Raw genomic sequence first — 21,128 nt, forward strand, 5'->3', positions numbered from 1 at the left:
TCGCGATGAAAAAAATGGTTTTCTTACTCACCGCAGGTCTGATGACGTATGCCTGCGCAGATGATATCCAGGTGCAAATGGTGGGTAACATCTATGCCAACACCTGCTCCGTGGACAGCGCCAGTAAAGATTTAACCGTCGATTTAGGGCAGGCGTCATCGAGTGATTTCAAAGACGTAGGCGATACCGGCGAATGGAAAGCGTTTTCCCTGGAAGTAACGCATTGCCCAAAAACACTCACGCTGGCCAACGCGTTTTTTTACGGACAGGCCGATAGCGTACACCCGACCAAATTTGCCAACAGCGGCAGCGCGAAAGGGCTTGCGCTGGAGTTGACCGATCGGCAGGACAATATTCTCATCGCCCCGCAGGCAAGCTTTAACGTGCTGATAAACCAAAGCGATCACACGGCCACTTTCCCGTTAGCCGCCCGCTATTACGCCACGTCCATGCCCGTCAGCGCGGGCTCGTTCGATAGCGTTATACAGGTCACGTTTACCTATCAGTAGGAGCGCGCCCCTTCGCACGGATGCTTTTTTTACGCCCGGCAACCACTTTTGTCGGGCGTTTTTTTACCTCCGGCACTTCCGGGCGTTCAATCGGAAATACCGGGAGCGCATTCAGCAAACGTTGCCCGTAGCTTTTGGTTAACAGACGCTTGTCGTAAATCACCACCTCTCCCCAGCAGCCGTGGCTACGAATCAAACGGCCCACCTGCTGAATCAGGTTAAACGACGCGCTTGGCAGGCTCTGCACTTCAAACGGGTAGCGATTCAGGCTTTTCAGCCACTCACCTTCGGTGATCACCACCGGGCTGTCGATGGGAGGAAACGCAATCTTGTGAATATGCACCTGAGTCAGCAGGTCGCCTTTCAGATCCAACCCCTCGGCAAAAGATTGCAGGCCAATCAGCACGCTGCGCTCGCCGTTCGCCACCCGCTTACGGTGCAGTTCCACCAGGCGATAGCGCGGCTGATCGCCCTGAACCAGCAGCAAAAGACGCAAATCGGTCACATGCTCCAGAAAGCGCTGCATCGCCCGTCCGCTGGCAAACAAAACCAGCATGCCGTGGTGTTTTTTGCTTTCCAGCGCCTGACGGAAATAGGCCGCCATCTCCGCAATATGCTGCTCTTCGTTATCAATCAACGGTTCATAGCGCATCTGCGGAATGACAATTTTACCCTGCTCCACATGATTAAAGGGGGAATCCAGCGCCACAAAGCGATCGCCCGCTTTCTCCTTCAGGCCGCTCATCTCCTGCAAGCGCGAGAAGCTGTTAAGCGAACGCAGGGTCGCCGACGTTACAATAATATGCGGCACGCTGCGCCAGAGCAGCCTTTCAAGCTGATCGCTGACGCGAATGCCCACACAGTGGAACCAGACGTGTATCTGCCCATCGCGCGCCTCCCGCGTGGCCCACTTCGAGACCGGCGCACCGGAAGACTGCGCCAGCGACGCCAGCCGCCAGAGCTTGCTTTGCGCCTCAAACATGCCCAGCGCGCGGTTCATCTGCAAAATCACCCGGTGCAGGCGCACAATATCGTGCGAGCCGGTTTTCTCGCTGAGATCGTTAAGGAACAGCTCCGCCAGCCCACGCAACATTTCCGTCAGCTTCGCCAGCCGCTGGCAGATCGCCATGATCTCATCCGGTAACTCGCCCATCGCAAAGCGGTGCTCAGCGTCCTGCGTCGCGGGCATATACAGATTCAGGATGTTGTTGAGCGAGGCAATCAGCTCGTACAACTCTTCGCAGTGCGCATTCAGGCGCTCAGGATTCGCCAGCGGCGGCGTGGTTTTCGGGCGGAACTGTTCCAGGCAGGTCGCCACCAGCTTAGTGAACAGATCCAGTTGCAGGCGATACCAGGGGGCGGAGATCTCAGCGCTCATCTCCAGCGCGTCGCGCGCGACATCCGGCAGATGGTGGCCTTCGTCCAGCACCAGCAGAAGATTTTTCGGCTCCGGCAGCACCGCTTCACTCTCCATCGCCGCCATCACCAGCGCATGGTTTGCCACCACCACTTCAGCTTCCTGAATTTCCCGTCGGGCGACAAAAAAAGGGCATTCACGGTAGTAATGGCAATTGCGGTTCAGGCAACTGGCTTTATCGGTGCTCAGGCGCTTCCAGAGCGCGTCGTCAATGGCGATATCGGTATGATCGCGCAACCCGTCCCACTTGTAGCTGTCAAGATCGCCCTTTAGCCTGGCGCAGCGCTTTTGCTCTTCCTGGTTATTCGGCGTCAGTTCGTCATCCAGAAACGCGAGCAGATCCTGTTGATTCGGTTCGCTGCTGGCCAGCGCCGCCAGATTACGCGGGCAAACGTAGCGCCCACGACCAAACGCGGCGGTAAACCGCAAGTCAGGAATGATTTTGCGCAGCAGCGGGAGATCTTTGCTGTAGATCTGATCCTGCAACGCCACGTTGGCGGTGCTCACCACCAGCGTTTTTTGTTCTTCGCGGGCGATGGCAATACCGGGAATAAGGTAAGAGAGGGTTTTCCCGACCCCGGTCGGCGCCTCAATCGCCAGATGACGCCCTTCTTCACCCGCCAGCGTTTTGGCGACATCGGCAATCATCTGCCGCTGCGGCGCACGGGGGATAAAGTCGGGGATCTGCTCCTGAAGCGCCTTATACCAGGCGGCGATTTGCGCTTTAAGCGCAGCGGTCAATGCCATGAGAAAACCTGAAATACTGTATAAACAGCCACTATTGTGGCACTTTCTGGCGCGGGTCGCAAAAAGAAAAGCCCGACCTTTCGGCCGGGCTCGCAATTAATCCGCCAGTCTGCGCGGGCGGCGCGGCGGACGCGGTTTATCGCCGCCTGGCTTACCTTCTCCGCTGCGCGGTTTGGCTTTCGGCGCCCCGCCATCATTGCGACGCGGTTGCTGGGCACGGCCTGCTCCGCCCTGTCCCTGACCCTGGCCTCGGCCGCGACCACCGCCGCCACGCTGCTGCTGGCGACCGTTCTGAATCGGCTCCGCTTTAATTGACGGGTCTGGTTCATAACCCGGCGTGGTGATGCGCGGGATCTCTTTTTTCAGCAGCTTCTCGATATCGCGCAGCAGTTTGTGTTCATCAACGCAGACCAGCGATAACGCTTCGCCGGTCGCGGCGGCACGACCGGTACGGCCGATACGGTGGACGTAATCTTCCGGGACGTTTGGCAGCTCATAGTTCACCACATGCGGCAGCTCTTCGATATCCAGCCCGCGCGCCGCGATGTCGGTCGCCACCAGGACGCGGATATCGCCGGATTTGAAATCAGCCAGTGCGCGGGTACGCGCGCCCTGAGATTTATTACCGTGGATCGCCGCACTGCGAATGCCGTCTTTATTCAGCTGTTCCGCCAGATGGTTGGCGCCGTGTTTGGTACGGGTAAAGACCAGCACCTGCTGCCAGTTGCCCTTGCCAATCATCTGCGACAACAGTTCGCGCTTGCGTTTTTTATCCACGAAATGAACGTGCTGGGTCACCTGCTCAGAAGCGGTATTACGGCGCGCCACTTCAATTTCCAGCGGGTTATGCAACAGCTTTTCAGCAAGCGCTTTAATGTCATCGGAGAATGTGGCGGAGAACAGCAGGTTCTGGCGCTTCGGCGGCAGTTTTGCCAGCACGCGGCGAATATCGTGGATAAAGCCCATGTCGAGCATACGGTCAGCTTCATCCAGCACCAGAATCTCAATCTGATCCAGCTTCACCGCGTTTTGATGTTCCAGGTCGAGCAAACGCCCCGGCGTTGCCACCAGCACGTCAACGCCGCCGCGCAGTTTCATCATCTGCGGGTTAATGCTGACGCCGCCAAACACGACCAGAGAGCGAATGTTCAGGTATTTACTGTAATCCCGGACGTTTTCGCCAATTTGCGCCGCCAGCTCACGGGTCGGCGTCAGAATCAACGCGCGTACCGGGCGACGGCCCTTCGCGTGCGGCTGCTGCGTGATCAGATGTTGTAACAGCGGCAGCGTAAAACCGGCTGTTTTACCCGTCCCCGTCTGGGCGCTGGCCATCAGGTCGCGGCCTTCCAGCACCGCAGGGATCGCCTGCTGCTGAATAGGGGTAGGTTCACGGTAACCCTGCTCGGCAATCGCGCGCAAAATATCAGGATTCAACCCAAGGGAATCAAAAGACATAACTACTCCGAACCGCCCCGACCGTTACCGGTGTAGTTTTCAGGGAGATACTCACAAGAGGGATGACAAAAACCACAATGTCATGAAGGGGCGGAGTGTAGCAGTTTTTGTGACATACCGCATAAATTATCCCCGTGACTGGAAAAAACAAAATAAACCACCACACTGGACAAGAACAATTATCGGTCATAATCTTAATCAATCGATTGATTAAGAATTAGGTTGCGCGATGAATACCCCAACCATGACGACGAAAGGCGAACAGGCCAAAAGCCAGCTTATCGCCGCTGCGCTGGCGCAGTTTGGCGAATACGGCCTCCATGCCACCACGCGCGACATTGCCGCCCAGGCCGGACAAAATATCGCCGCCATCACTTACTACTTTGGCTCCAAAGAGGATTTATACCTCGCCTGCGCCCAGTGGATAGCCGATTTCATCGGCACCCAGTTTCGCCCTCATGCCGAGGAAGCGGAACGACTGTTCGCCCAGCCGCAGCCCGATCGCGCCGCAATGCGAGAGCTGATCCTGCGCGCCTGCAAAAATATGATCATGCTGTTAACCCAGGACGACACGGTCAACCTGAGCAAATTTATTTCGCGCGAGCAGCTCTCCCCGACGGCGGCTTATCAACGGGTACACGATCAGGTTCTCAACCCCCTTCACACGCATCTGACGCGCCTGATTGCGGGGTATACCGGCCGCGATCCGGGAGATACGCAAACCATTCTCCACACGCACGCGCTGCTGGGCGAAGTGCTGGCCTTCCGCCTAGGAAAAGAAACCATTTTGCTGCGTACCGGCTGGTCAACGTTTGATGAAGAGAAAACAGAACAGATTTACCAGACGATCACCTGTCATATCGATCTCATTCTGCAAGGCTTAACGCAAAGGAGTCAGGAGCAATGAAAAAACCTGTCGTTATCGCACTGGCTGTCGCGGCGCTGGTCGCCGTGCTTGCCGGTGGTACATGGTGGTATCAGAGTCGGCAGGATAACGGGCTGACGCTCTACGGCAATGTGGATATTCGCACCGTCAATATGAGTTTTCGCGTCGGAGGCCGGCTGGCTTCGCTGGCCGTTGACGAAGGCGACGCCATTACGTCCGGGCAGGTATTGGGCGTGCTGGATAAAGCCCCGTACGAGAACGCGTTGATGCAGGCTAAAGCAGGCGTCTCCGTCGCCCAGGCGCAGTATGATCTGATGCTCGCGGGGTATCGCGATGAAGAGATAGCCCAGGCCGCTGCCGCCGTAAAACAGGCGCAGGCCGCATTTGACTATGCGCAGAACTTTTATCAGCGCCAGCAGGGATTGTGGAAAAGCCGCACGATCTCCGCCAACGACCTGGAGAACGCCCGCTCATCCCGCGATCAGGCGCAGGCGCAGCTGAAATCCGCACAGGACAAATTGAGCCAGTACCGTACCGGTAACCGCCAACAGGATATCGCCCAGGCAAAAGCCAGCCTCGAACAGGCGCAGGCGCAGCTGGCGCAATCAGAACTCGATTTACAGGATACTACGCTGATCGCCCCCTCTGACGGTACGCTGTTAACCCGCGCGGTAGAGCCCGGCAGTATGCTCAACGCAGGCAGCACCGTGCTGACGCTGTCGCTGACTCGTCCGGTATGGGTTCGCGCCTACGTGGATGAACGCAACCTCAGCCAGGCGCAGCCCGGCCGCGAAATTTTACTCTACACCGATGGCCGCCCTGACAAGCCTTACCACGGCAAAATCGGCTTCGTATCGCCGACCGCTGAATTCACCCCGAAAACCGTTGAAACGCCGGATCTGCGCACAGACCTGGTCTATCGACTGCGCATTGTGGTGACTGACGCGGACGATGCGCTGCGCCAGGGAATGCCGGTGACGCTGACGTTCAGCGACGAGGCGCGGCATGAATGACGCCGTCATTACGTTAAACGGCCTGGTGAAGCGCTTCGCCGGAATGGAAAAACCGGCGGTCGCCCCGCTCGACTGTACTATCCACGCCGGTTATGTCACGGGTCTGGTCGGGCCGGATGGCGCAGGCAAAACCACGCTGATGCGGATGCTGGCAGGGCTGCTCAAGCCCGATAGCGGCAGCGCGTCGGTGATCGGGTTCGATCCGATCAAAAACGACAGTGAATTGCATGCGGTACTTGGTTACATGCCGCAAAAATTTGGTCTGTATGAAGATCTGACCGTGATGGAGAATCTCAATCTCTATGCGGACTTACGCAGCGTAACGGGCGAAGAACGGCAAAAAACGTTTGCCCGTCTGCTGGAATTTACCGCCCTCGGCCCCTTCACCAAACGGCTGGCAGGCAAGCTCTCGGGCGGGATGAAACAAAAACTCGGGCTGGCCTGTACGCTGGTCGGCGAGCCGAAAGTGCTGCTGCTTGACGAACCGGGCGTCGGCGTTGACCCCATCTCCCGTCGCGAGCTGTGGCAAATGGTGCATGAACTGGCGGGTGACGGCATGCTTATCCTGTGGAGTACGTCATACCTGGACGAAGCCGAACAGTGTCGCGACGTGCTGCTGATGAACGAAGGAGAGCTGCTGTATCAGGGCGAACCGACTAAGCTGACGCAGACCATGGCAGGACGCAGTTTCTTAATGAGCAGCCCGCAGGAGAATAACCGCAAGCTCCTGCAACGCGCGTTGAAACTGCCGCAGGTCAGCGACGGCATGATTCAGGGGAAATCGGTACGGCTGATCCTGAAAAAAGAGGCTACCGCAGAGGATATCCGCCGGGCCGAAGGGATGCCGGAGATAACGATTAACGACACCACGCCGCGCTTTGAAGATGCTTTTATCGACCTGCTTGGCGGCGCGGGTACGTCGGAGTCTCCGCTCGGCGCGATCCTGCATACCGTTGACGGCACGCCGGGTGAGACGGTCATTGAGGCCAAAGAACTGACCAAAAAATTCGGCGACTTCGCCGCCACCGACCACGTTAACTTCGCCGTTGAGCGCGGAGAAATCTTCGGTCTGCTCGGCCCCAACGGCGCGGGGAAATCCACCACGTTCAAGATGATGTGCGGTTTGCTGGTGCCAACTTCCGGCAAAGCGCTGGTGCTGGATATGGATTTGAAAGTCAGCTCCGGCAAGGCGCGCCAGCATTTAGGGTATATGGCGCAAAAATTTTCCCTGTACGGCAACCTGACGGTAGAGCAAAACCTGCGTTTTTTTTCCGGGGTTTATGGCCTGCGAGGCCGGGCGCAAAACGAAAAAATCACCCGCATGAGCGAAGCCTTCGGCCTGAAAAGCATCGCCTCTCATGCGACGGATGCGCTGCCGCTCGGTTTTAAACAGCGTCTGGCGCTGGCTTGTTCGCTGATGCATGAACCCGACATTCTGTTTCTCGATGAACCTACCTCCGGCGTCGATCCCCTCACCCGCCGTGAGTTCTGGCTGCACATCAACAGCATGGTAGAAAAAGGGGTCACGGTGATGGTCACCACCCACTTTATGGACGAAGCGGAATACTGCGACCGTATCGGGCTGGTTTATCGCGGCAAGCTGATCGCCAGCGGGACGCCGGACGATCTGAAAGCGCAGGCGGCAGACGACGACACGCCGGACCCGACGATGGAGCAGGCCTTCATCACGCTCATTCACGACTGGGATAAGGAGCATGCTCATGAGTAACGCCCTGCTCTCCTGGCGGCGCGTACGCGCGCTGTGCGTGAAAGAGACGCGTCAGATTATCCGCGATCCCAGTAGCTGGCTGATCGCCGTGGTGATCCCGCTGCTGTTGCTGTTTATTTTTGGCTACGGGATTAACCTCGACTCCAGCAAGCTGCGGGTCGGCATTCTGCTCGAACAACAGAGCGAGGAGGCGCTGGATTTCACCCACGCTATGACCGGTTCGCCGTATATCGACGCCACCATCAGCGATAGCCGCCATGAGCTTATTGAGAAAATGCAGGCCGGGCGCATTCGCGGGCTGGTGGTGATCCCGGTCGATTTTGCGCAAAAGATGGCGCGAGAGAATGACACCGCGCCGATACAGGTTATCACCGACGGCAGCGAACCGAACACCGCCAACTTCGTGCAGGGTTACGTGGAGGGGGTCTGGCAGATCTGGCAAATGCAGCGGGCTGAAGATCGTGGGGAAGAATTTGAACCGCTGATCGACGTGCAGACCCGCTACTGGTTTAACCCGGCGGCCATCAGCCAGCACTTTATCATTCCCGGCGCGGTCACCATTATCATGACGGTAATTGGCGCCATTCTCACTTCGCTGGTGGTTGCACGAGAGTGGGAGCGCGGGACGATGGAGGCCCTGCTCTCGACCGAGGTGACGCGCGCAGAGTTGTTGCTGTGCAAACTGATCCCCTACTACTTCCTCGGCATGCTGGCGATGCTGCTGTGTATGCTGGTGTCGGTGTTTATTCTTGGCGTGCCCTGGCGCGGCTCGCTGGTGATTCTGTTTCTTATCACCAGCCTGTTTCTGCTCAGTACGCTGGGAATGGGACTGCTGATTTCCACCATTACCCGTAACCAGTTTAACGCCGCGCAGGTCGCGCTGAACGCCGCTTTTTTACCGTCGATTATGCTGTCAGGCTTTATTTTCCAGATAGACAGTATGCCTGCCGTCATCCGCGCGGTGACTTACATTATTCCGGCGCGCTATTTCGTCAGCACCCTGCAAAGCCTGTTTCTGGCGGGGAACATCCCCATTGTGTTGATCGTTAATACGTTATTTTTAATCGCTTCGGCAGCCATGTTTATCGGCCTGACGTGGATGAAGACCAAACGCCGGTTGGATTAAGTTTTCTGCCTGATGGCGCTTCGCTTATCAGGCCTACGACCACATATTTTGTAGGCCGGATAAGGCGCCGCCGTCATCCGGCATGGCATGCATAAGGGAGAGAAACATGTTTCATCGCCTGTGGACATTAATCCGCAAAGAGCTGCAATCGCTGTTACGCGAGCCGCAGACCCGCGCGATCCTGATCTTACCGGTGCTGATCCAGGTGCTGCTGTTTCCCTTTGCCGCCACGCTGGAAGTGACCAATGCCACCATTGCCATTTATAACGAAGATAATGGCAAACATGCCGTCGAGCTGACGCAACGGTTCGCGCGCGCCAAAGCGTTTACCCATATCCTGCTGCTAAAAAGCCCGCAGGAAATCCAGCCGACGATCGACACGCAAAAAGCGCTGCTGCTGGTGCGCTTTCCGGCCGATTTTTCCCGTCACCTGGATAACCTCCAGCCCGCGCCGCTACAGCTCATTCTTGATGGCCGTAACTCCAACAGCGCGCAAATCGCCGCCAATTATCTCCAGCAGATCGTCAAGGATTATCAGCAGGAGCTGATAGAGGGCAAACCCAAGCCCAACAACAGTGAGCTGGTGGTACGCAACTGGTACAACCCGAATCTGGACTATAAGTGGTTTGTGGTGCCGTCCCTGATCGCCATGATCACCACAATAGGCGTCATGATCGTCACCTCGCTTTCCGTTGCCCGCGAGCGTGAACAGGGTACGCTGGATCAACTGCTGGTTTCCCCTCTCACCACCTGGCAAATTTTCATCGGTAAAGCGGTGCCCGCGCTGATTGTCGCCACTTTTCAGGCCACGATCGTACTGGCTATTGGCATCTGGGCGTACCACATCCCCTTTGCCGGTTCGCTGGCGCTGTTCTACTTCACAATGGTGATTTACGGGCTGTCGCTGGTTGGATTTGGCTTGTTAATCTCGTCACTCTGCTCCACCCAACAGCAGGCTTTCATCGGCGTATTCGTCTTTATGATGCCTGCTATCCTGCTATCGGGATATGTTTCTCCGGTCGAGAACATGCCGGTATGGCTACAAAATCTGACGTGGATAAACCCTATCCGCCATTTTACGGACATCACCAAGCAGATTTATTTGAAAGATGCGAGTCTGAAGATCGTCTGGGGGAGTTTGTGGCCGCTACTGGTGATCACGGCCACAACGGGGTCAGCGGCGTATGCGATGTTTAGACGCAAAGTGATGTAGCTTTTTCTCCTTCGCCAGCAGCGAAACCACAGCAGGCCCGGCAAGGATCGCCAGCCCAGCCAGCGCCAACAGCAGGTTGTTGTGCAGTACGCGGGACAGCAGCCACAGGGCAATCATCGCGGCGCCGAAATACCAGGTGGTCGTCAGCTCTTCCAGCACATCCGCAACGTCGCGCCAGCGCTGTTCGTGGTGGCGTTGTAACGCCAGCATCAGCAGCACCGTCACGCCATAAAGCACGCATAATCCCAGGCCGACGCGGACTAAAGCGCCGCTCATCCAGCCCATTACCAGCAGCGCCACTACCAGTAAATGCAACATTATCTGCCAGCAACTAAGACCCGTTGCGACACGAACACGTTGTTGCCACCTCATGGCTTTTTCTCCTGAAGGATTTTTATCTAATTATTCAGAGTACCGAACTTTACGGAAAATTCCGTAAGACCGCATCTTTTTGTGACGACGACTACACTATTTCAATCAGGATAGTGACGCGGACAGGAAGAAAATGATCCAACAAACGCGAAATTTTTCATTCAAAGTGCTCACAATTAACACGCATAAGGGTTTTACCGCCTTTAATAAGCGCTTTATTCTGCCGGAGCTGCGCGACGCCGTCAGAACCGTCAGCGCGGATATTGTCTGCCTCCAGGAAGTGATGGGCGCGCATGAAGTTCATCCGCTGCACGTCGAGAACTGGCCTGATACCACCCATTACGAATTTCTTGCCGACACCATGTGGAGCGATTTCGCCTATGGTCGTAATGCCGTCTACCCGGAAGGGCATCACGGCAACGCGGTACTGTCGCGCTATCCGATTGAACACTATGAAAATCGCGATGTCTCCGTCGGCGGCAGTGAAAAACGCGGCGTGCTGTATTGCCGTATTGTTCCGCCGATGCTGGCTCAGCCAATTCATGTGATGTGCGTGCATCTCGGCTTACGGGAAGGCCACCGCCAGGCGCAGTTGGATATGCTGGTTGAATGGGTTAACGCCCTTCCCGAATCCGAACCCGTGGTGGTCGCCGGGGATTTCAACGACTGGCGGCAGAAAGCCAACTATCCGTTAAAAGCGTCTGCGGGGCTGGAGGAGATCTTCACCCGCGCGCATGGCCGCCCGGCGCGCACCTTTCCGGTCAGGCTGCCGATACTGCGACTCGATCGTATATACGTCAAGAATGCCAATGCCAGCTCTCCTGCGGCGTTGCCGTTGCGTAACTGGCGACATTTATCTGACCATGCCCCTCTTAGCGCGGAGATACATCTATGAAATGTGGATGGCGTGAAGGCAATCAGATTCAGCTACTGGAAAACGGCGACCAGTTCTATCCCGCCGTGTTTGACGCTATCGCGCAGGCACAGCAGAGGATCATCCTGGAAACCTTCATCTGGTTTGAAGATGACGTAGGTAAGCAGCTACACGCGGCGCTGCTTAAAGCGGCCAGACGCGGCGTAAAAGCGGAAGTGCTGTTAGACGGCTACGGCTCACCCGACCTCAGCGAGGCGTTTGTCGGGGAGCTGACCGCAGCGGGGGTAATCTTCCGCTATTACGATCCGCGTCCTCCCCTGTTCGGCATGCGCACCAACCTCTTTCGCCGTATGCACCGTAAAATCGTGGTTATTGACGATCGGGTCGCGTTTGTCGGCGGGCTGAATTACTCCGCAGAACATATGTCCGATTACGGCCCGGAAGCCAAACAGGATTACGCCGTTCGCGTCGAAGGGCCGGTCGTGGAGGATATTTTGCAGTTTGAGCTGGAAAACTTGCCGGGGCAAAGCGCCGCACGCCGCTGGTGGCGACGCCATCATCGCGCCGAAGAAAACCGGAAACCCGGCGAAGCGCAGGTGCTGTTTATCTGGCGCGATAATGATGAACATCGCAACGATATTGAACGTCACTATCTGAAGATGCTTACGCAGGCGAAACGTGAAGTGATTATCGCCAATGCCTATTTCTTTCCCGGCTATCGCCTGCTGCATGCCATGCGCAAAGCCGCCCGACGCGGCGTGCGGGTAAAACTGGTGATCCAGGGGGAACCCGATATGCCCATCGTCAAAGTCGGCGCGCGTCTGCTGTACAACTATCTGGTGAAAGGCGGCGTCCATGTCTATGAATATCGCCGTCGCCCGCTGCACGGCAAAGTGGCGTTGATGGACGATCACTGGGCGACCGTCGGCTCCAGCAACCTCGATCCGCTCAGTCTGTCGCTTAACCTTGAAGCAAACGTCATTATTCATGACCGCACGTTTAACCAGACGCTGCGCGACAACCTGAACGCCATTATCGCCAATGATTGCAAGCAGGTGGACGAGTCTATGCTGCCGAAGCGCACCTGGTGGAATCTGAGCAAAAGCGTGCTGGCGTTCCACTTCCTGCGCCACTTCCCGGCGCTGGTCGGTTGGCTGCCGGCGCACACGCCGCATCTGGCGCAGGTTGAACCGCCCGCCCAACCGACGATGGAAACGCAGGATCGGGTCGAAGCGGAAAACACGGGGGTGAAGCCCTGATGTCAACATCACACCCGCGATGGCGGCTGGCGAAAAAGATCCTCACCTGGCTGTTTTTTATCGCGGTGATTGTCCTGCTGGTCATTTATGCCGGAAAGGTCAACTGGGAAGATGTCTGGACGGTGATCCGGGATTACAACCGGATTGCGCTGTTGAGCGCGGTTGGGCTGGTGATTGTCAGCTACCTTCTTTACGGTTGCTACGATCTGCTGGGACGCTTTTACTGCGGCCACAAGCTGGCGAAGCGGCAGGTCATGCTGGTGTCGTTTATCTGTTACGCCTTCAATCTGACGTTAAGCACCTGGGTCGGCGGAATCGGTATGCGCTACCGTCTGTACTCCCGCCTCGGCTTACCGGGGAGCACCATCACGCGTATTTTTTCGCTGAGCATTACCACCAACTGGCTGGGCTATATTCTGCTGGGCGGAATTATTTTTACCTTCGGCGTCGTGCAACTCCCGGCCCACTGGTATATCGATGAAAATACGCTGCGCATTCTCGGTATTGTGTTGTTACTGGTGATTGCCGTCTACCTGTGGTTTTGCGCCTTTGCGAAACGGCGTCATATCACGATTAAAGGCCAAAAGCTGATGCTTCCGTCATGGAAATTCGCCCTCGCGCAGATGGGGATTTCTAGCGCGAACTGGATGGTGATGGGCGCCATTATCTGGCTGCTGATGGGGCAAGACGTTAATTATTTCTTTGTACTTGGCGTGCTGCTGGTAAGCAGTATTGCCGGAGTGATCGTGCATATCCCGGCCGGGATCGGCGTTCTGGAAGCCGTGTTTATGGCGCTGCTGGCGGGTGAGCATACGTCGCAAGGCACCATTATCGCCGCCCTGCTCGCCTGGCGTGTGCTCTATTATTTTATTCCGCTATTGCTGGCGTTGATTTGCTATCTGCTGCTGGAAAGTCGGGCAAAGAAGCTGCGGGCGAAAAACGAGAAAGCCTTAGCGAAGTGACGGGTTGTTTGCTGCTTATCAGGTCTATAAACGTGTATTACCGGCCTAACCTGTAGGCCGGATACAGCGTTCACACCACCCGCTGGCGCGGCGCCAATTAACGGCGATTACCGAAAATACGCAGCAGCATCAGGAACAGGTTGATGAAGTCCAGATACAGCGTTAACGCGCCGAGAATCGCGTATTTCCGCAGCGTCGAGCTGTCACGAACATCAATCTGCTCGCCAATGTTTTTCAGCTTCTGCGTGTCATAGGCGGTCAGACCGACAAAGACAACCACCCCGATATAGGTTACCGCCCACATCAACGCTTCGCTTTTGAGCCAGAAGTTGACCAACGATGCCAGAATGATACCGATCAGCGCCATAAACAGCATGCTGCCCCAGCCGCTGAGATCGCGTTTCGTGGTGTAGCCAGACAGGCTCATCACGCCAAACATCCCGCCGGTCACGACAAACGTGCTGGCGATAGACGAATAGGTATAAACGATAAAAATGCTCGACAGCGTCAGGCCCGTCAGCGCCGAATAGAGCATAAACAGCGTGGTCGCCATCCCGGCGCTAAGTTTTTGCACCATTGCCGACAGCGCAATAACCAGCGCAAGCTGGGCGATAATCAAGCCAAAGAAGGTGATTTTGCTGGAAAAGACAAACATCATCACCGCAGGCGTATTCGCTGCATACCAGGCGATAAATGCGGTCAGCAGCAGCCCAACCGTCATCCAGCCATATACCTGCGCCATATACGTTTGCAGGCCGGAACGGGTCTGTACGATAGAATCGGATCGTGGGAATCGGTCCATGATGATCTCCTGATTAAAAGTGATACCCCTAAATAAGGGTATCACATTCTGCTACCAGCGTTTTGCCGCCTGCCGATCGCTATCGCGCGCTTCCACCCAGCGCTCGCCTTCCGGCGTCGCTTCACGCTTCCAGAACGGCGCGCGGGTTTTCAGATAATCCATAATGAATTGCCCGGCCTCGAACGCGCTGCTGCGGTGCGCGCTGGTTACGCCGACAAAGACAATCTCATCGCCCGGCCACAGTTCACCAATGCGATGGATCACCGTCACGCGCCCCAGCGGCCAGCGCGAGCGCGCCTCGTCCACGATATCCGCCAGCGCTTTTTCCGTCATCCCCGGGTAATGTTCCAGCGTCAGCGCTTTAACGCTGTCGCCCAGATTATGATTGCGGACTTTACCGGTAAAGGTCACGACCGCGCCATCTTCATCACGCTCCGCCAGCCAGGGGTACTCCTCCCCAACGCTGAACGGCGCATGGCCAACGATCACTCGCGTTTCAGCCATCTCAGCCTCCTGTCACCGGTGGGAAAAAGGCCACTTCATCACCCGCCGTCAGCGGATGTTCAAAACTGACCAGCGTCTGATTGACGGCGGCCAGCAGCTTGCCGTCTTCCAGCGCCAGCGCCCAGCGATCGCTTTGCGCCGCCAGATGCTGACGCAGCACTTCTACGGTTGGGAAATCGGCGGCGACCTCTAACGCATCCGTTCCCACCAGTTCACGCACCTGAGCGAAAAACAGAACCTTAATCATGCGTATCCACCTTAAAATCGCCAGACTTACCGCCGCTTTTCGCCAGCAAGCGCACCGGGCCAATCACCATATCTTTTTGCACCGCTTTGCACATGTCGTAGATCGTCAATGCCGCCACGGAAGCGGCAGTCAGCGCTTCCATCTCCACGCCGGTTTTCCCCGTCAGGCGACACAGCGATTCAATGCGTACCCGGTTGTGTTCGGGTTCCGCCTGCAATTGCACTTCGACCTTACTCAACAACAGCGGATGGCACAGCGGGATCAGCTCCCAGGTACGTTTAGCCGCCTGAATACCGGCGATACGCGCGGTCGCGAAAACATCGCCCTTATGGTGACTGCCGTCGATAATCATCGCCAGCGTTTCACTGCGCATCGTCACAAACGCTTCGGCGCGCGCCTCACGTACGGTTTCCGCTTTGGCGGAGACGTCCACCATGTGCGCTTCGCCAGCGGCATTAATATGGGTCAGTTGCGACATACTTATTTCTTCAAATGTGGGTGGAAGTTACACGGGCGTGTGCGAGCATCAAGCTGCGGCGCGATGATGTTGTCCCAGGCGGTGCGGCACGCTTTTGTGGAGCCCGGCATCGCAAAAATCAGCGTCTTGTTGGCAACGCCGGCCACCGCGCGCGATTGCAGGGTCGATGTGCCAATCTCTTCAAACGACAACATGCGGAACACTTCGCCAAACCCTTCGACTTCGCGATCAAAGAGCGGCAGTAACGCTTCCGGCGCCTGATCGCCATCGGTCAGCCCGGTGCCGCCGGTGATGAGCACCACCTGAACGTCATCGCTGGCGATCCACGCGGAAACCTGCGCGCGAATGGCGTAGCGGTTCTCTTTAACGATGGCTTTGTCCACGACCTGATGCCCTGCTTCCAGCGCGGCGTCGCGCAGAAAATGACCGGAAGTGTCGTCTTCTTCGCCGCGACGACTGGAAACCGTAAGAATAGCAATGCGGGTAGGGATAAACTCAGCGCTTACCTGACTCATAAAAACTCCTTGTCCGTTAAGGCGTTAACCGCCTATGTACGATAGATTTTGCGTAATACCGGTATTGTTCTGGTGCAGGAAGTGGGTCTGCTTTTTCTCCAGCAGCGCGGCTGAAATGCGTTCTTCCAGCGCATGTTGCTGTGCATCGTCTTCCAGCAGGTCACGCAGGCTCACGCCGCCTTCGCCAAACAGGCAAAGATGGAGCTTACCGACTGAGGAAACGCGCAGACGGTTGCAGGTGGCGCAGAAATCTTTTTCATACGGCATGATGAGACCGATTTCACCGGCATAGTCAGGATGACAAAAAACCTGCGCCGGGCCGTCGCTGCGCTGGCGCAGTTGATGAATCCAACCGCGACGCAGCAGTTCATCACGCAGCACCTGTCCAGAAATATGGTGTTTACGAAAGAGTTCGCTCCCCTCTCCCGTCTCCATCAGTTCAATGAAGCGCAGTTGAATGGGGCGTGCCTGAATCCAGGCGAGAAAGGTGTCCAGTTGATGATGGTTCACATCGCGCATCAACACGGTGTTCACTTTGACCTTTGCGAAACCGGCGTCAAACGCGGCGTCAATGCCCGCCATCACCTGCTGGAATTTATCCTGCCCGGTAATGGCGTGAAACTGACGGGCGTCAAGGCTATCGACGCTGACGTTGATGCCTGTCAGACCCGCGTCGCGCCAGTTCGCCGCATCACGCGCCAGACGATACCCATTAGTGGTCACCGCAATCTGGCGAATCGCGTCGTTTTCACGCACGGCGGCAATGATGTCGGTAAAGTCGCGACGCAGCGACGGTTCACCGCCGGTAAGGCGCACTTTTTCGGTGCCCAGACTGGCAAACGCGCGCGTCACACGGCGAATTTCATCGACGGTCAGAAAGCCGTTATTGGTGACACCGCCAGGCTTGTAGCCATCCGGCAGGCAGTATGTGCAACGAAAGTTACACACATCAGTAATCGACAGACGTAAGTAATAAAACTTACGTGCGAAAGCATCGGTAAGTTGTGAGGCCATGTACACCTTTCCAAATACGGGAGGCGGAGTCATTTCTTCCTGCGCCCTGGTGGCAAACTCTTTCGAGGCTTGTCACGGCCAAAACACCATATCAATTTGACACAGGCGTAGAGGCTAGAGTGTCTTTTTAAGCATCGCTTAAAAAGGTGGTTATGCCGATACTAGCGTGTAAATAGCATTTTTGCCATTCCCACTTTACGCTATATAATCATGTATATAGCGTCATGATCGTGCTATTTCGCTACAGAATAAGCAAAAATCACACTTTTGCATTGATATACATCAGTTAGCCATCAGGCTAACCCTATCCGAAAGAGGTAGAGGGGATGGATTTATTTTCCATCGTTGTTCGTTGGCTAATTGCTGAAAAGGCGCTATTTGCGCTACTGTAGCGCAGTACCTCTGATATTAGGAATTTGTATGCGCAATCGTACGCTGGCAGACCTGGATCGTGTTGTCGCTCTCGGCGGAGGGCATGGATTAGGACGCGTTCTCTCTTCACTCTCTTCATTAGGCTCGCGCCTGACCGGTATTGTCACCACTACCGATAACGGGGGTTCCACAGGCCGTATTCGCCGCTCTGAAGGGGGCATCGCCTGGGGCGATATGCGCAACTGTCTGAACCAGTTAATTACCGAACCCAGCGTCGCGTCGGCGATGTTTGAGTACCGTTTTGGCGGTAATGGTGAACTTTCCGGCCATAACCTCGGAAATCTGATGTTAAAGGCGCTGGATCACCTGAGCGTGCGGCCTCTCGAAGCGATAAATTTAATTCGCAACTTATTGAAGGTGGATGCGCATTTAATCCCTATGTCGGAGCTGCCGGTAGACCTGATGGCCATCGACGATCAGGGGCATGAAGTATACGGCGAGGTGAATATCGATCAACTGGCGACCCCGCCGCAGGAGCTGATGCTGTCACCGAAAGTCCCCTCCACCCGGGAAGCGGTGCAGGCCATTAGCGAAGCCGATTTGATTCTGATTGGCCCCGGAAGTTTCTACACCAGTTTGATGCCGATTCTGCTGCTTGATGAGCTGGCGCAGGCGCTGCGCCGTACTCCGGCGCCGATGGTCTATATCGGTAATCTGGGGCGCGAATTGAGTCTGCCCGCCGCCAGCTTAACGCTTGTCGACAAACTGGCGATTATGGAGCAATACGTCGGGAAACAGGTTATCGACGCCATTGTGGTTGGCCCGAAAGTGGATGCCTCGGCGGTGACGGGCCGGATTGTGATTCAGGAAGTGCTGGAAGCCAGCGATATTCCGTATCGCCATGACCGACAGCTGCTGCATAACGCGCTGGAGAAAGCGATACAGGCGTTAGGGTAAGCGTTCAGATTTGCCCGGTGGCGCTTCGCTTACCGGGCCTACACACAACAGGCGGCACAACCGTAGGCCGGATAAGACGCTTTACGTCGCCATCCGGCATCGTCAGGACGCCGCGATAAACAGCTCACGTAGCTGATGCAGCTGGTCGCGGATCTCTGCGGCTTCTTCAAACTCCAGGTTTTGCGCATGCTGCATCATCTGGCCTTCCAGCTCATGAATTTTCTGCTGCAACGCTTTCGGCGTCATATCCATCTCAACCACACCCGATTTCGCCGCTGCGCGGGACTTCCCTTTGCCCTTCGCTTTGGTTTTCGCGATGTTCTGACCCAGCGCCAGAATATCGACCACTTTCTTATTCAGCCCCTGCGGAACGATACCGTGCTCTTCGTTGTATAACTGCTGTTTCTCGCGACGACGTTCGGTTTCGCCTATCGCTTTCGCCATCGACGGGGTGATCTTATCGCCATAGAGGATCGCCTTCCCGTTAACGTTACGCGCCGCACGGCCGATGGTCTGAATCAGCGAACGCTCTGAGCGCAGGAAGCCTTCTTTGTCTGCGTCCAGAATCGCCACCAGCGAGACCTCAGGCATGTCCAGCCCTTCTCGCAACAGGTTGATCCCCACCAGCACGTCAAACTCGCCCAGACGCAAATCACGAATGATTTCCATACGCTCAACGGTATCGATGTCCGAGTGCAGGTAACGTACGCGCTCGCCGTGTTCTTCGAGATATTCGGTAAGATCTTCCGCCATTCGTTTGGTCAGCGTTGTCACCAGCACACGTTCGTTAATCGCCGCCCGCAGGCGGATCTCAGAGAGCAGATCATCAACCTGCGTCGCCACCGGCCGAACTTCAATGATCGGGTCCAGCAGCCCGGTGGGACGCACCACCTGATCCACCACCTCGCCGCCGGATTTCTCCAGCTCATAGTTGCCCGGCGTGGCGGAAACGTAGATGGTTTGCGGGGCCAGCGCTTCAAACTCTTCAAATTTTAGCGGACGGTTATCCAGCGCTGACGGCAGACGGAAACCGTACTCCACCAGCGTCTCTTTGCGCGCCCTGTCCCCACGAAACATCCCGCCGATTTGCGGAATCGTGACGTGAGATTCATCCACGACTAACAGGCCATCGGCTGGCAGATAATCAAACAGCGTCGGCGGCGGCTCGCCAGGCCCGCGCCCGGAAAGGTAGCGGGAGTAGTTTTCAATCCCCGAGCAATATCCCAGCTCGTTCATCATTTCCAGATCGAACTGCGTACGCTGGGTTAAGCGCTGTTCTTCCAGCAACTTATTGTTTTCCAGCATGATCCTGCGTCTGTCCACCAGTTCGTCTTTGATCTCCTCCATCGCCTGTACGATGCGCTCGCGCGGCGTAACGTAGTGCGTTTTCGGGTAGATGGTGTAGCGCTGGATAGTCGATTCAACCTGCCCGGTCAGCGGGTCAAACAGCGACAGACGTTCAACCTCTTCGTCAAACAGCTCAACCCGCAGCGCAATATCGTCAGACTCCGCCGGGAAGATGTCGATGACCTCGCCGCGTACGCGGAAAGTGCCGCGCTGGAAGGCCTGATCGTTGCGGGTATATTGCAACTCCGCCAGGCGGCGCAGGATAGCGCGCTGATCGATGATCATCCCCACCGTCAGGTGCAGCATCATCTTCAGATATAAATCGGGATCGCCCAGACCGTAGATAGCGGAAACCGAAGCCACGACCACAACGTCCCGCCGCTCAAGCAGCGCCTTGGTCGCCGACAGTCGCATCTGTTCTATGTGTTCGTTCACCGACGCATCTTTTTCGATAAAGGTGTCGGAGCTGGGCACATACGCCTCTGGCTGATAGTAGTCATAGTAAGAGACGAAATATTCCACCGCGTTGTCAGGGAAGAACTCTTTCATTTCGCCGTATAACTGGGCCGCCAGCGTTTTATTGGGCGCAAGCACCATCGTCGGGCGCTGTAAATCGGCAATCACATTGGCGATGGTGAACGTTTTCCCTGACCCCGTTACGCCCAACAGCGTCTGGTGCGCCAGACCATCTTCAAGACCTTCCTCCAGACGACGTATCGCCTCCGGCTGATCGCCTGAGGGTTTAAAAGCGGAATTCAGTTTGAACGGTTTACTCATGGGCAGCTACCTGAAGGAATGGGCGGGCAGGACACTAATTTTACCCGGAGCCGCTAATATTGCCAGCAAAATATACTGGATGAAAAAACAGTGGCGACTTAAGGTATTACTCAAATAAGGGATAACACCCGGCATTGCGACGTAAAATGTAGACCCTGACGAGATAAAAAACCAGTGAGATGCGGTTATCCCCAAACCAAAGACTTTTTTAACATTTGTCAAGATGTGTGATGAAAGATTTGTGGCAACCCGTGACACTTTCCTTACAGCCATTGCTTTTATCTAACAAATTGTTTCATAAGCACTATTTACTTAAGACGCCTTTCGCATCAATTTAGTCGCAGGCCGCGTCTTCTCTCGCTTACGTTGTGTTTTCTAACTCTAATACACAAGGTTATCCACAGGAATGGTGGATAACTGCGTCCAGCCCGTATGGACTGCCGCCTGGCAAAATCGCGCGGACGCCCCTTGATGAGGGGCTAAAAAAAAATTATCGCTTTTTTTTGATTTTTATCAGCTAACGAAACGCGGGCGGCAGGCGAGATCCTGCTCG

General features: G+C 56.0%; 20 protein-coding genes and 1 riboswitch. Of the genes, 10 read left to right on the top strand and 10 right to left on the bottom strand.

Annotated features, from left to right (window positions below; all coding sequences use genetic code 11):
* The first annotated feature begins 5 nt into the window (after nt 1–5).
* On the top strand, nt 6–509 hold the full coding sequence (locus OGV67_RS20640; RefSeq protein ID WP_115615344.1) for a fimbrial protein: 504 nt from the start codon (nt 6–8) through the stop codon (nt 507–509).
* Here the strand turns inward: OGV67_RS20640 and dinG are convergent.
* Nucleotides 496–2,673: an ATP-dependent DNA helicase DinG gene (gene dinG / locus OGV67_RS20645; protein WP_012133178.1), complete on the bottom strand. Its 2,178-nt coding sequence runs from the start codon at nt 2,671–2,673 to the stop codon at nt 496–498. The two genes, OGV67_RS20640 and dinG, sit on opposite strands and share 14 nt — an antisense overlap.
* A 96-nt stretch (nt 2,674–2,769) precedes the next feature.
* Nucleotides 2,770–4,128: an ATP-dependent RNA helicase RhlE gene (gene rhlE, locus OGV67_RS20650; RefSeq protein ID WP_047457973.1), complete on the bottom strand. Its 1,359-nt coding sequence runs from the start codon at nt 4,126–4,128 to the stop codon at nt 2,770–2,772.
* Nucleotides 4,129–4,357: 229 nt separating this feature from the next.
* On the opposite strand from rhlE, the gene cecR reads away from it, so the two are divergent.
* The 5 genes from cecR to OGV67_RS20675 all read left to right on the top strand — a co-directional run bounded on the left by cecR (nt 4,358) and on the right by OGV67_RS20675 (nt 10,095).
* The gene (gene cecR / locus OGV67_RS20655) at nt 4,358–5,035 is read left to right on the top strand and encodes a transcriptional regulator CecR (RefSeq protein WP_115614934.1); all 678 of its coding nucleotides are present in this window, start codon (nt 4,358–4,360) and stop codon (nt 5,033–5,035) included.
* The gene (hlyD, locus tag OGV67_RS20660) at nt 5,032–6,027 is read left to right on the top strand and encodes a secretion protein HlyD (protein ID WP_112002204.1); all 996 of its coding nucleotides are present in this window, start codon (nt 5,032–5,034) and stop codon (nt 6,025–6,027) included. Before cecR ends, hlyD begins: the two co-directional genes overlap by 4 nt.
* Complete coding sequence (locus OGV67_RS20665; protein ID WP_112002203.1) at nt 6,020–7,756, top strand: ATP-binding cassette domain-containing protein; 1,737 nt, start codon at nt 6,020–6,022, stop codon at nt 7,754–7,756. Before hlyD ends, OGV67_RS20665 begins: the two co-directional genes overlap by 8 nt.
* On the top strand, nt 7,749–8,882 hold the full coding sequence (locus OGV67_RS20670; protein WP_012133183.1) for an ABC transporter permease: 1,134 nt from the start codon (nt 7,749–7,751) through the stop codon (nt 8,880–8,882). The genes OGV67_RS20665 and OGV67_RS20670 overlap by 8 nt, the downstream gene beginning before the upstream one ends.
* Nucleotides 8,883–8,988: 106 nt before the next feature.
* Nucleotides 8,989–10,095 (top strand): ABC transporter permease, encoded by a 1,107-nt coding sequence (locus tag OGV67_RS20675; RefSeq protein WP_012133184.1) that lies wholly within the window; start codon nt 8,989–8,991, stop codon nt 10,093–10,095.
* On the opposite strand, the gene OGV67_RS20680 is transcribed toward OGV67_RS20675, so the two are convergent.
* Nucleotides 10,057–10,467 carry a YbhQ family protein gene (locus OGV67_RS20680; RefSeq protein ID WP_024130510.1) on the bottom strand — a complete coding sequence of 137 codons (411 nt, stop codon included), beginning with the start codon at nt 10,465–10,467 and terminating at the stop codon, nt 10,057–10,059. The genes OGV67_RS20675 and OGV67_RS20680 overlap by 39 nt on opposite strands.
* Nucleotides 10,468–10,600: 133 nt before the next feature.
* Between OGV67_RS20680 and OGV67_RS20685 the strand changes: the two genes are divergently transcribed.
* Genes OGV67_RS20685 through OGV67_RS20695 form a run of 3 tightly spaced genes read left to right on the top strand, consistent with a single transcriptional unit; the run spans nt 10,601 to nt 13,562 of the window.
* Nucleotides 10,601–11,362 carry an endonuclease/exonuclease/phosphatase family protein gene (locus tag OGV67_RS20685; protein ID WP_012133186.1) on the top strand — a complete coding sequence of 254 codons (762 nt, stop codon included), beginning with the start codon at nt 10,601–10,603 and terminating at the stop codon, nt 11,360–11,362.
* Nucleotides 11,359–12,600 (top strand): cardiolipin synthase ClsB, encoded by a 1,242-nt coding sequence (gene clsB, locus OGV67_RS20690; protein ID WP_104868888.1) that lies wholly within the window; start codon nt 11,359–11,361, stop codon nt 12,598–12,600. Before OGV67_RS20685 ends, clsB begins: the two co-directional genes overlap by 4 nt.
* Nucleotides 12,600–13,562 (top strand): lysylphosphatidylglycerol synthase domain-containing protein, encoded by a 963-nt coding sequence (locus tag OGV67_RS20695; RefSeq protein WP_047457979.1) that lies wholly within the window; start codon nt 12,600–12,602, stop codon nt 13,560–13,562. Before clsB ends, OGV67_RS20695 begins: the two co-directional genes overlap by 1 nt.
* Before the next feature lie 97 nt (nt 13,563–13,659).
* Here the strand turns inward: OGV67_RS20695 and OGV67_RS20700 are convergent, their stop codons facing one another.
* From OGV67_RS20700 to moaA, 6 genes are all read right to left on the bottom strand, one after another.
* Nucleotides 13,660–14,364, bottom strand: coding sequence for a Bax inhibitor-1/YccA family protein (locus OGV67_RS20700; RefSeq protein ID WP_115614935.1), 705 nt, complete (start codon nt 14,362–14,364; stop codon nt 13,660–13,662).
* A 51-nt stretch (nt 14,365–14,415) separates the two neighbouring features.
* On the bottom strand, nt 14,416–14,868 hold the full coding sequence (moaE, locus tag OGV67_RS20705; RefSeq protein ID WP_058668823.1) for a molybdopterin synthase catalytic subunit MoaE: 453 nt from the start codon (nt 14,866–14,868) through the stop codon (nt 14,416–14,418).
* Between the two features lies 1 nt (nt 14,869).
* The gene (moaD, locus tag OGV67_RS20710) at nt 14,870–15,115 is read right to left on the bottom strand and encodes a molybdopterin synthase sulfur carrier subunit (RefSeq protein ID WP_115614936.1); all 246 of its coding nucleotides are present in this window, start codon (nt 15,113–15,115) and stop codon (nt 14,870–14,872) included.
* Complete coding sequence (gene moaC, locus OGV67_RS20715; protein ID WP_049008945.1) at nt 15,108–15,593, bottom strand: cyclic pyranopterin monophosphate synthase MoaC; 486 nt, start codon at nt 15,591–15,593, stop codon at nt 15,108–15,110. Before moaC ends, moaD begins: the two co-directional genes overlap by 8 nt.
* A 2-nt stretch (nt 15,594–15,595) precedes the next feature.
* Entirely contained in the window at nt 15,596–16,108 is a 513-nt protein-coding gene (moaB, locus tag OGV67_RS20720; RefSeq protein WP_047457988.1) for a molybdenum cofactor biosynthesis protein B, read from the bottom strand.
* A 24-nt stretch (nt 16,109–16,132) separates the two neighbouring features.
* Nucleotides 16,133–17,122 (bottom strand): GTP 3',8-cyclase MoaA, encoded by a 990-nt coding sequence (gene moaA, locus OGV67_RS20725; protein ID WP_024130512.1) that lies wholly within the window; start codon nt 17,120–17,122, stop codon nt 16,133–16,135.
* A riboswitch (molybdenum cofactor riboswitch) is annotated at nt 17,110–17,256 on the bottom strand. It overlaps the preceding gene by 13 nt.
* Nucleotides 17,257–17,542: 286 nt before the next feature.
* On the opposite strand from moaA, the gene yvcK reads away from it, so the two are divergent.
* Nucleotides 17,543–18,451 carry a uridine diphosphate-N-acetylglucosamine-binding protein YvcK gene (gene yvcK / locus OGV67_RS20730; RefSeq protein WP_200003511.1) on the top strand — a complete coding sequence of 303 codons (909 nt, stop codon included), beginning with the start codon at nt 17,543–17,545 and terminating at the stop codon, nt 18,449–18,451.
* 102 nt (nt 18,452–18,553) lie between these two features.
* On the opposite strand, the gene uvrB is transcribed toward yvcK, so the two are convergent.
* Nucleotides 18,554–20,575 carry an excinuclease ABC subunit UvrB gene (gene uvrB / locus OGV67_RS20735; RefSeq protein WP_047457991.1) on the bottom strand — a complete coding sequence of 674 codons (2,022 nt, stop codon included), beginning with the start codon at nt 20,573–20,575 and terminating at the stop codon, nt 18,554–18,556.
* Between the last annotated feature and the right edge of the window lie 553 nt (nt 20,576–21,128).

The sequence above is a fragment of the Citrobacter sp. CK188 genome (assembly GCF_030333525.1).
Lineage (GTDB): Bacteria > Pseudomonadota > Gammaproteobacteria > Enterobacterales > Enterobacteriaceae > Citrobacter_B > Citrobacter_B koseri.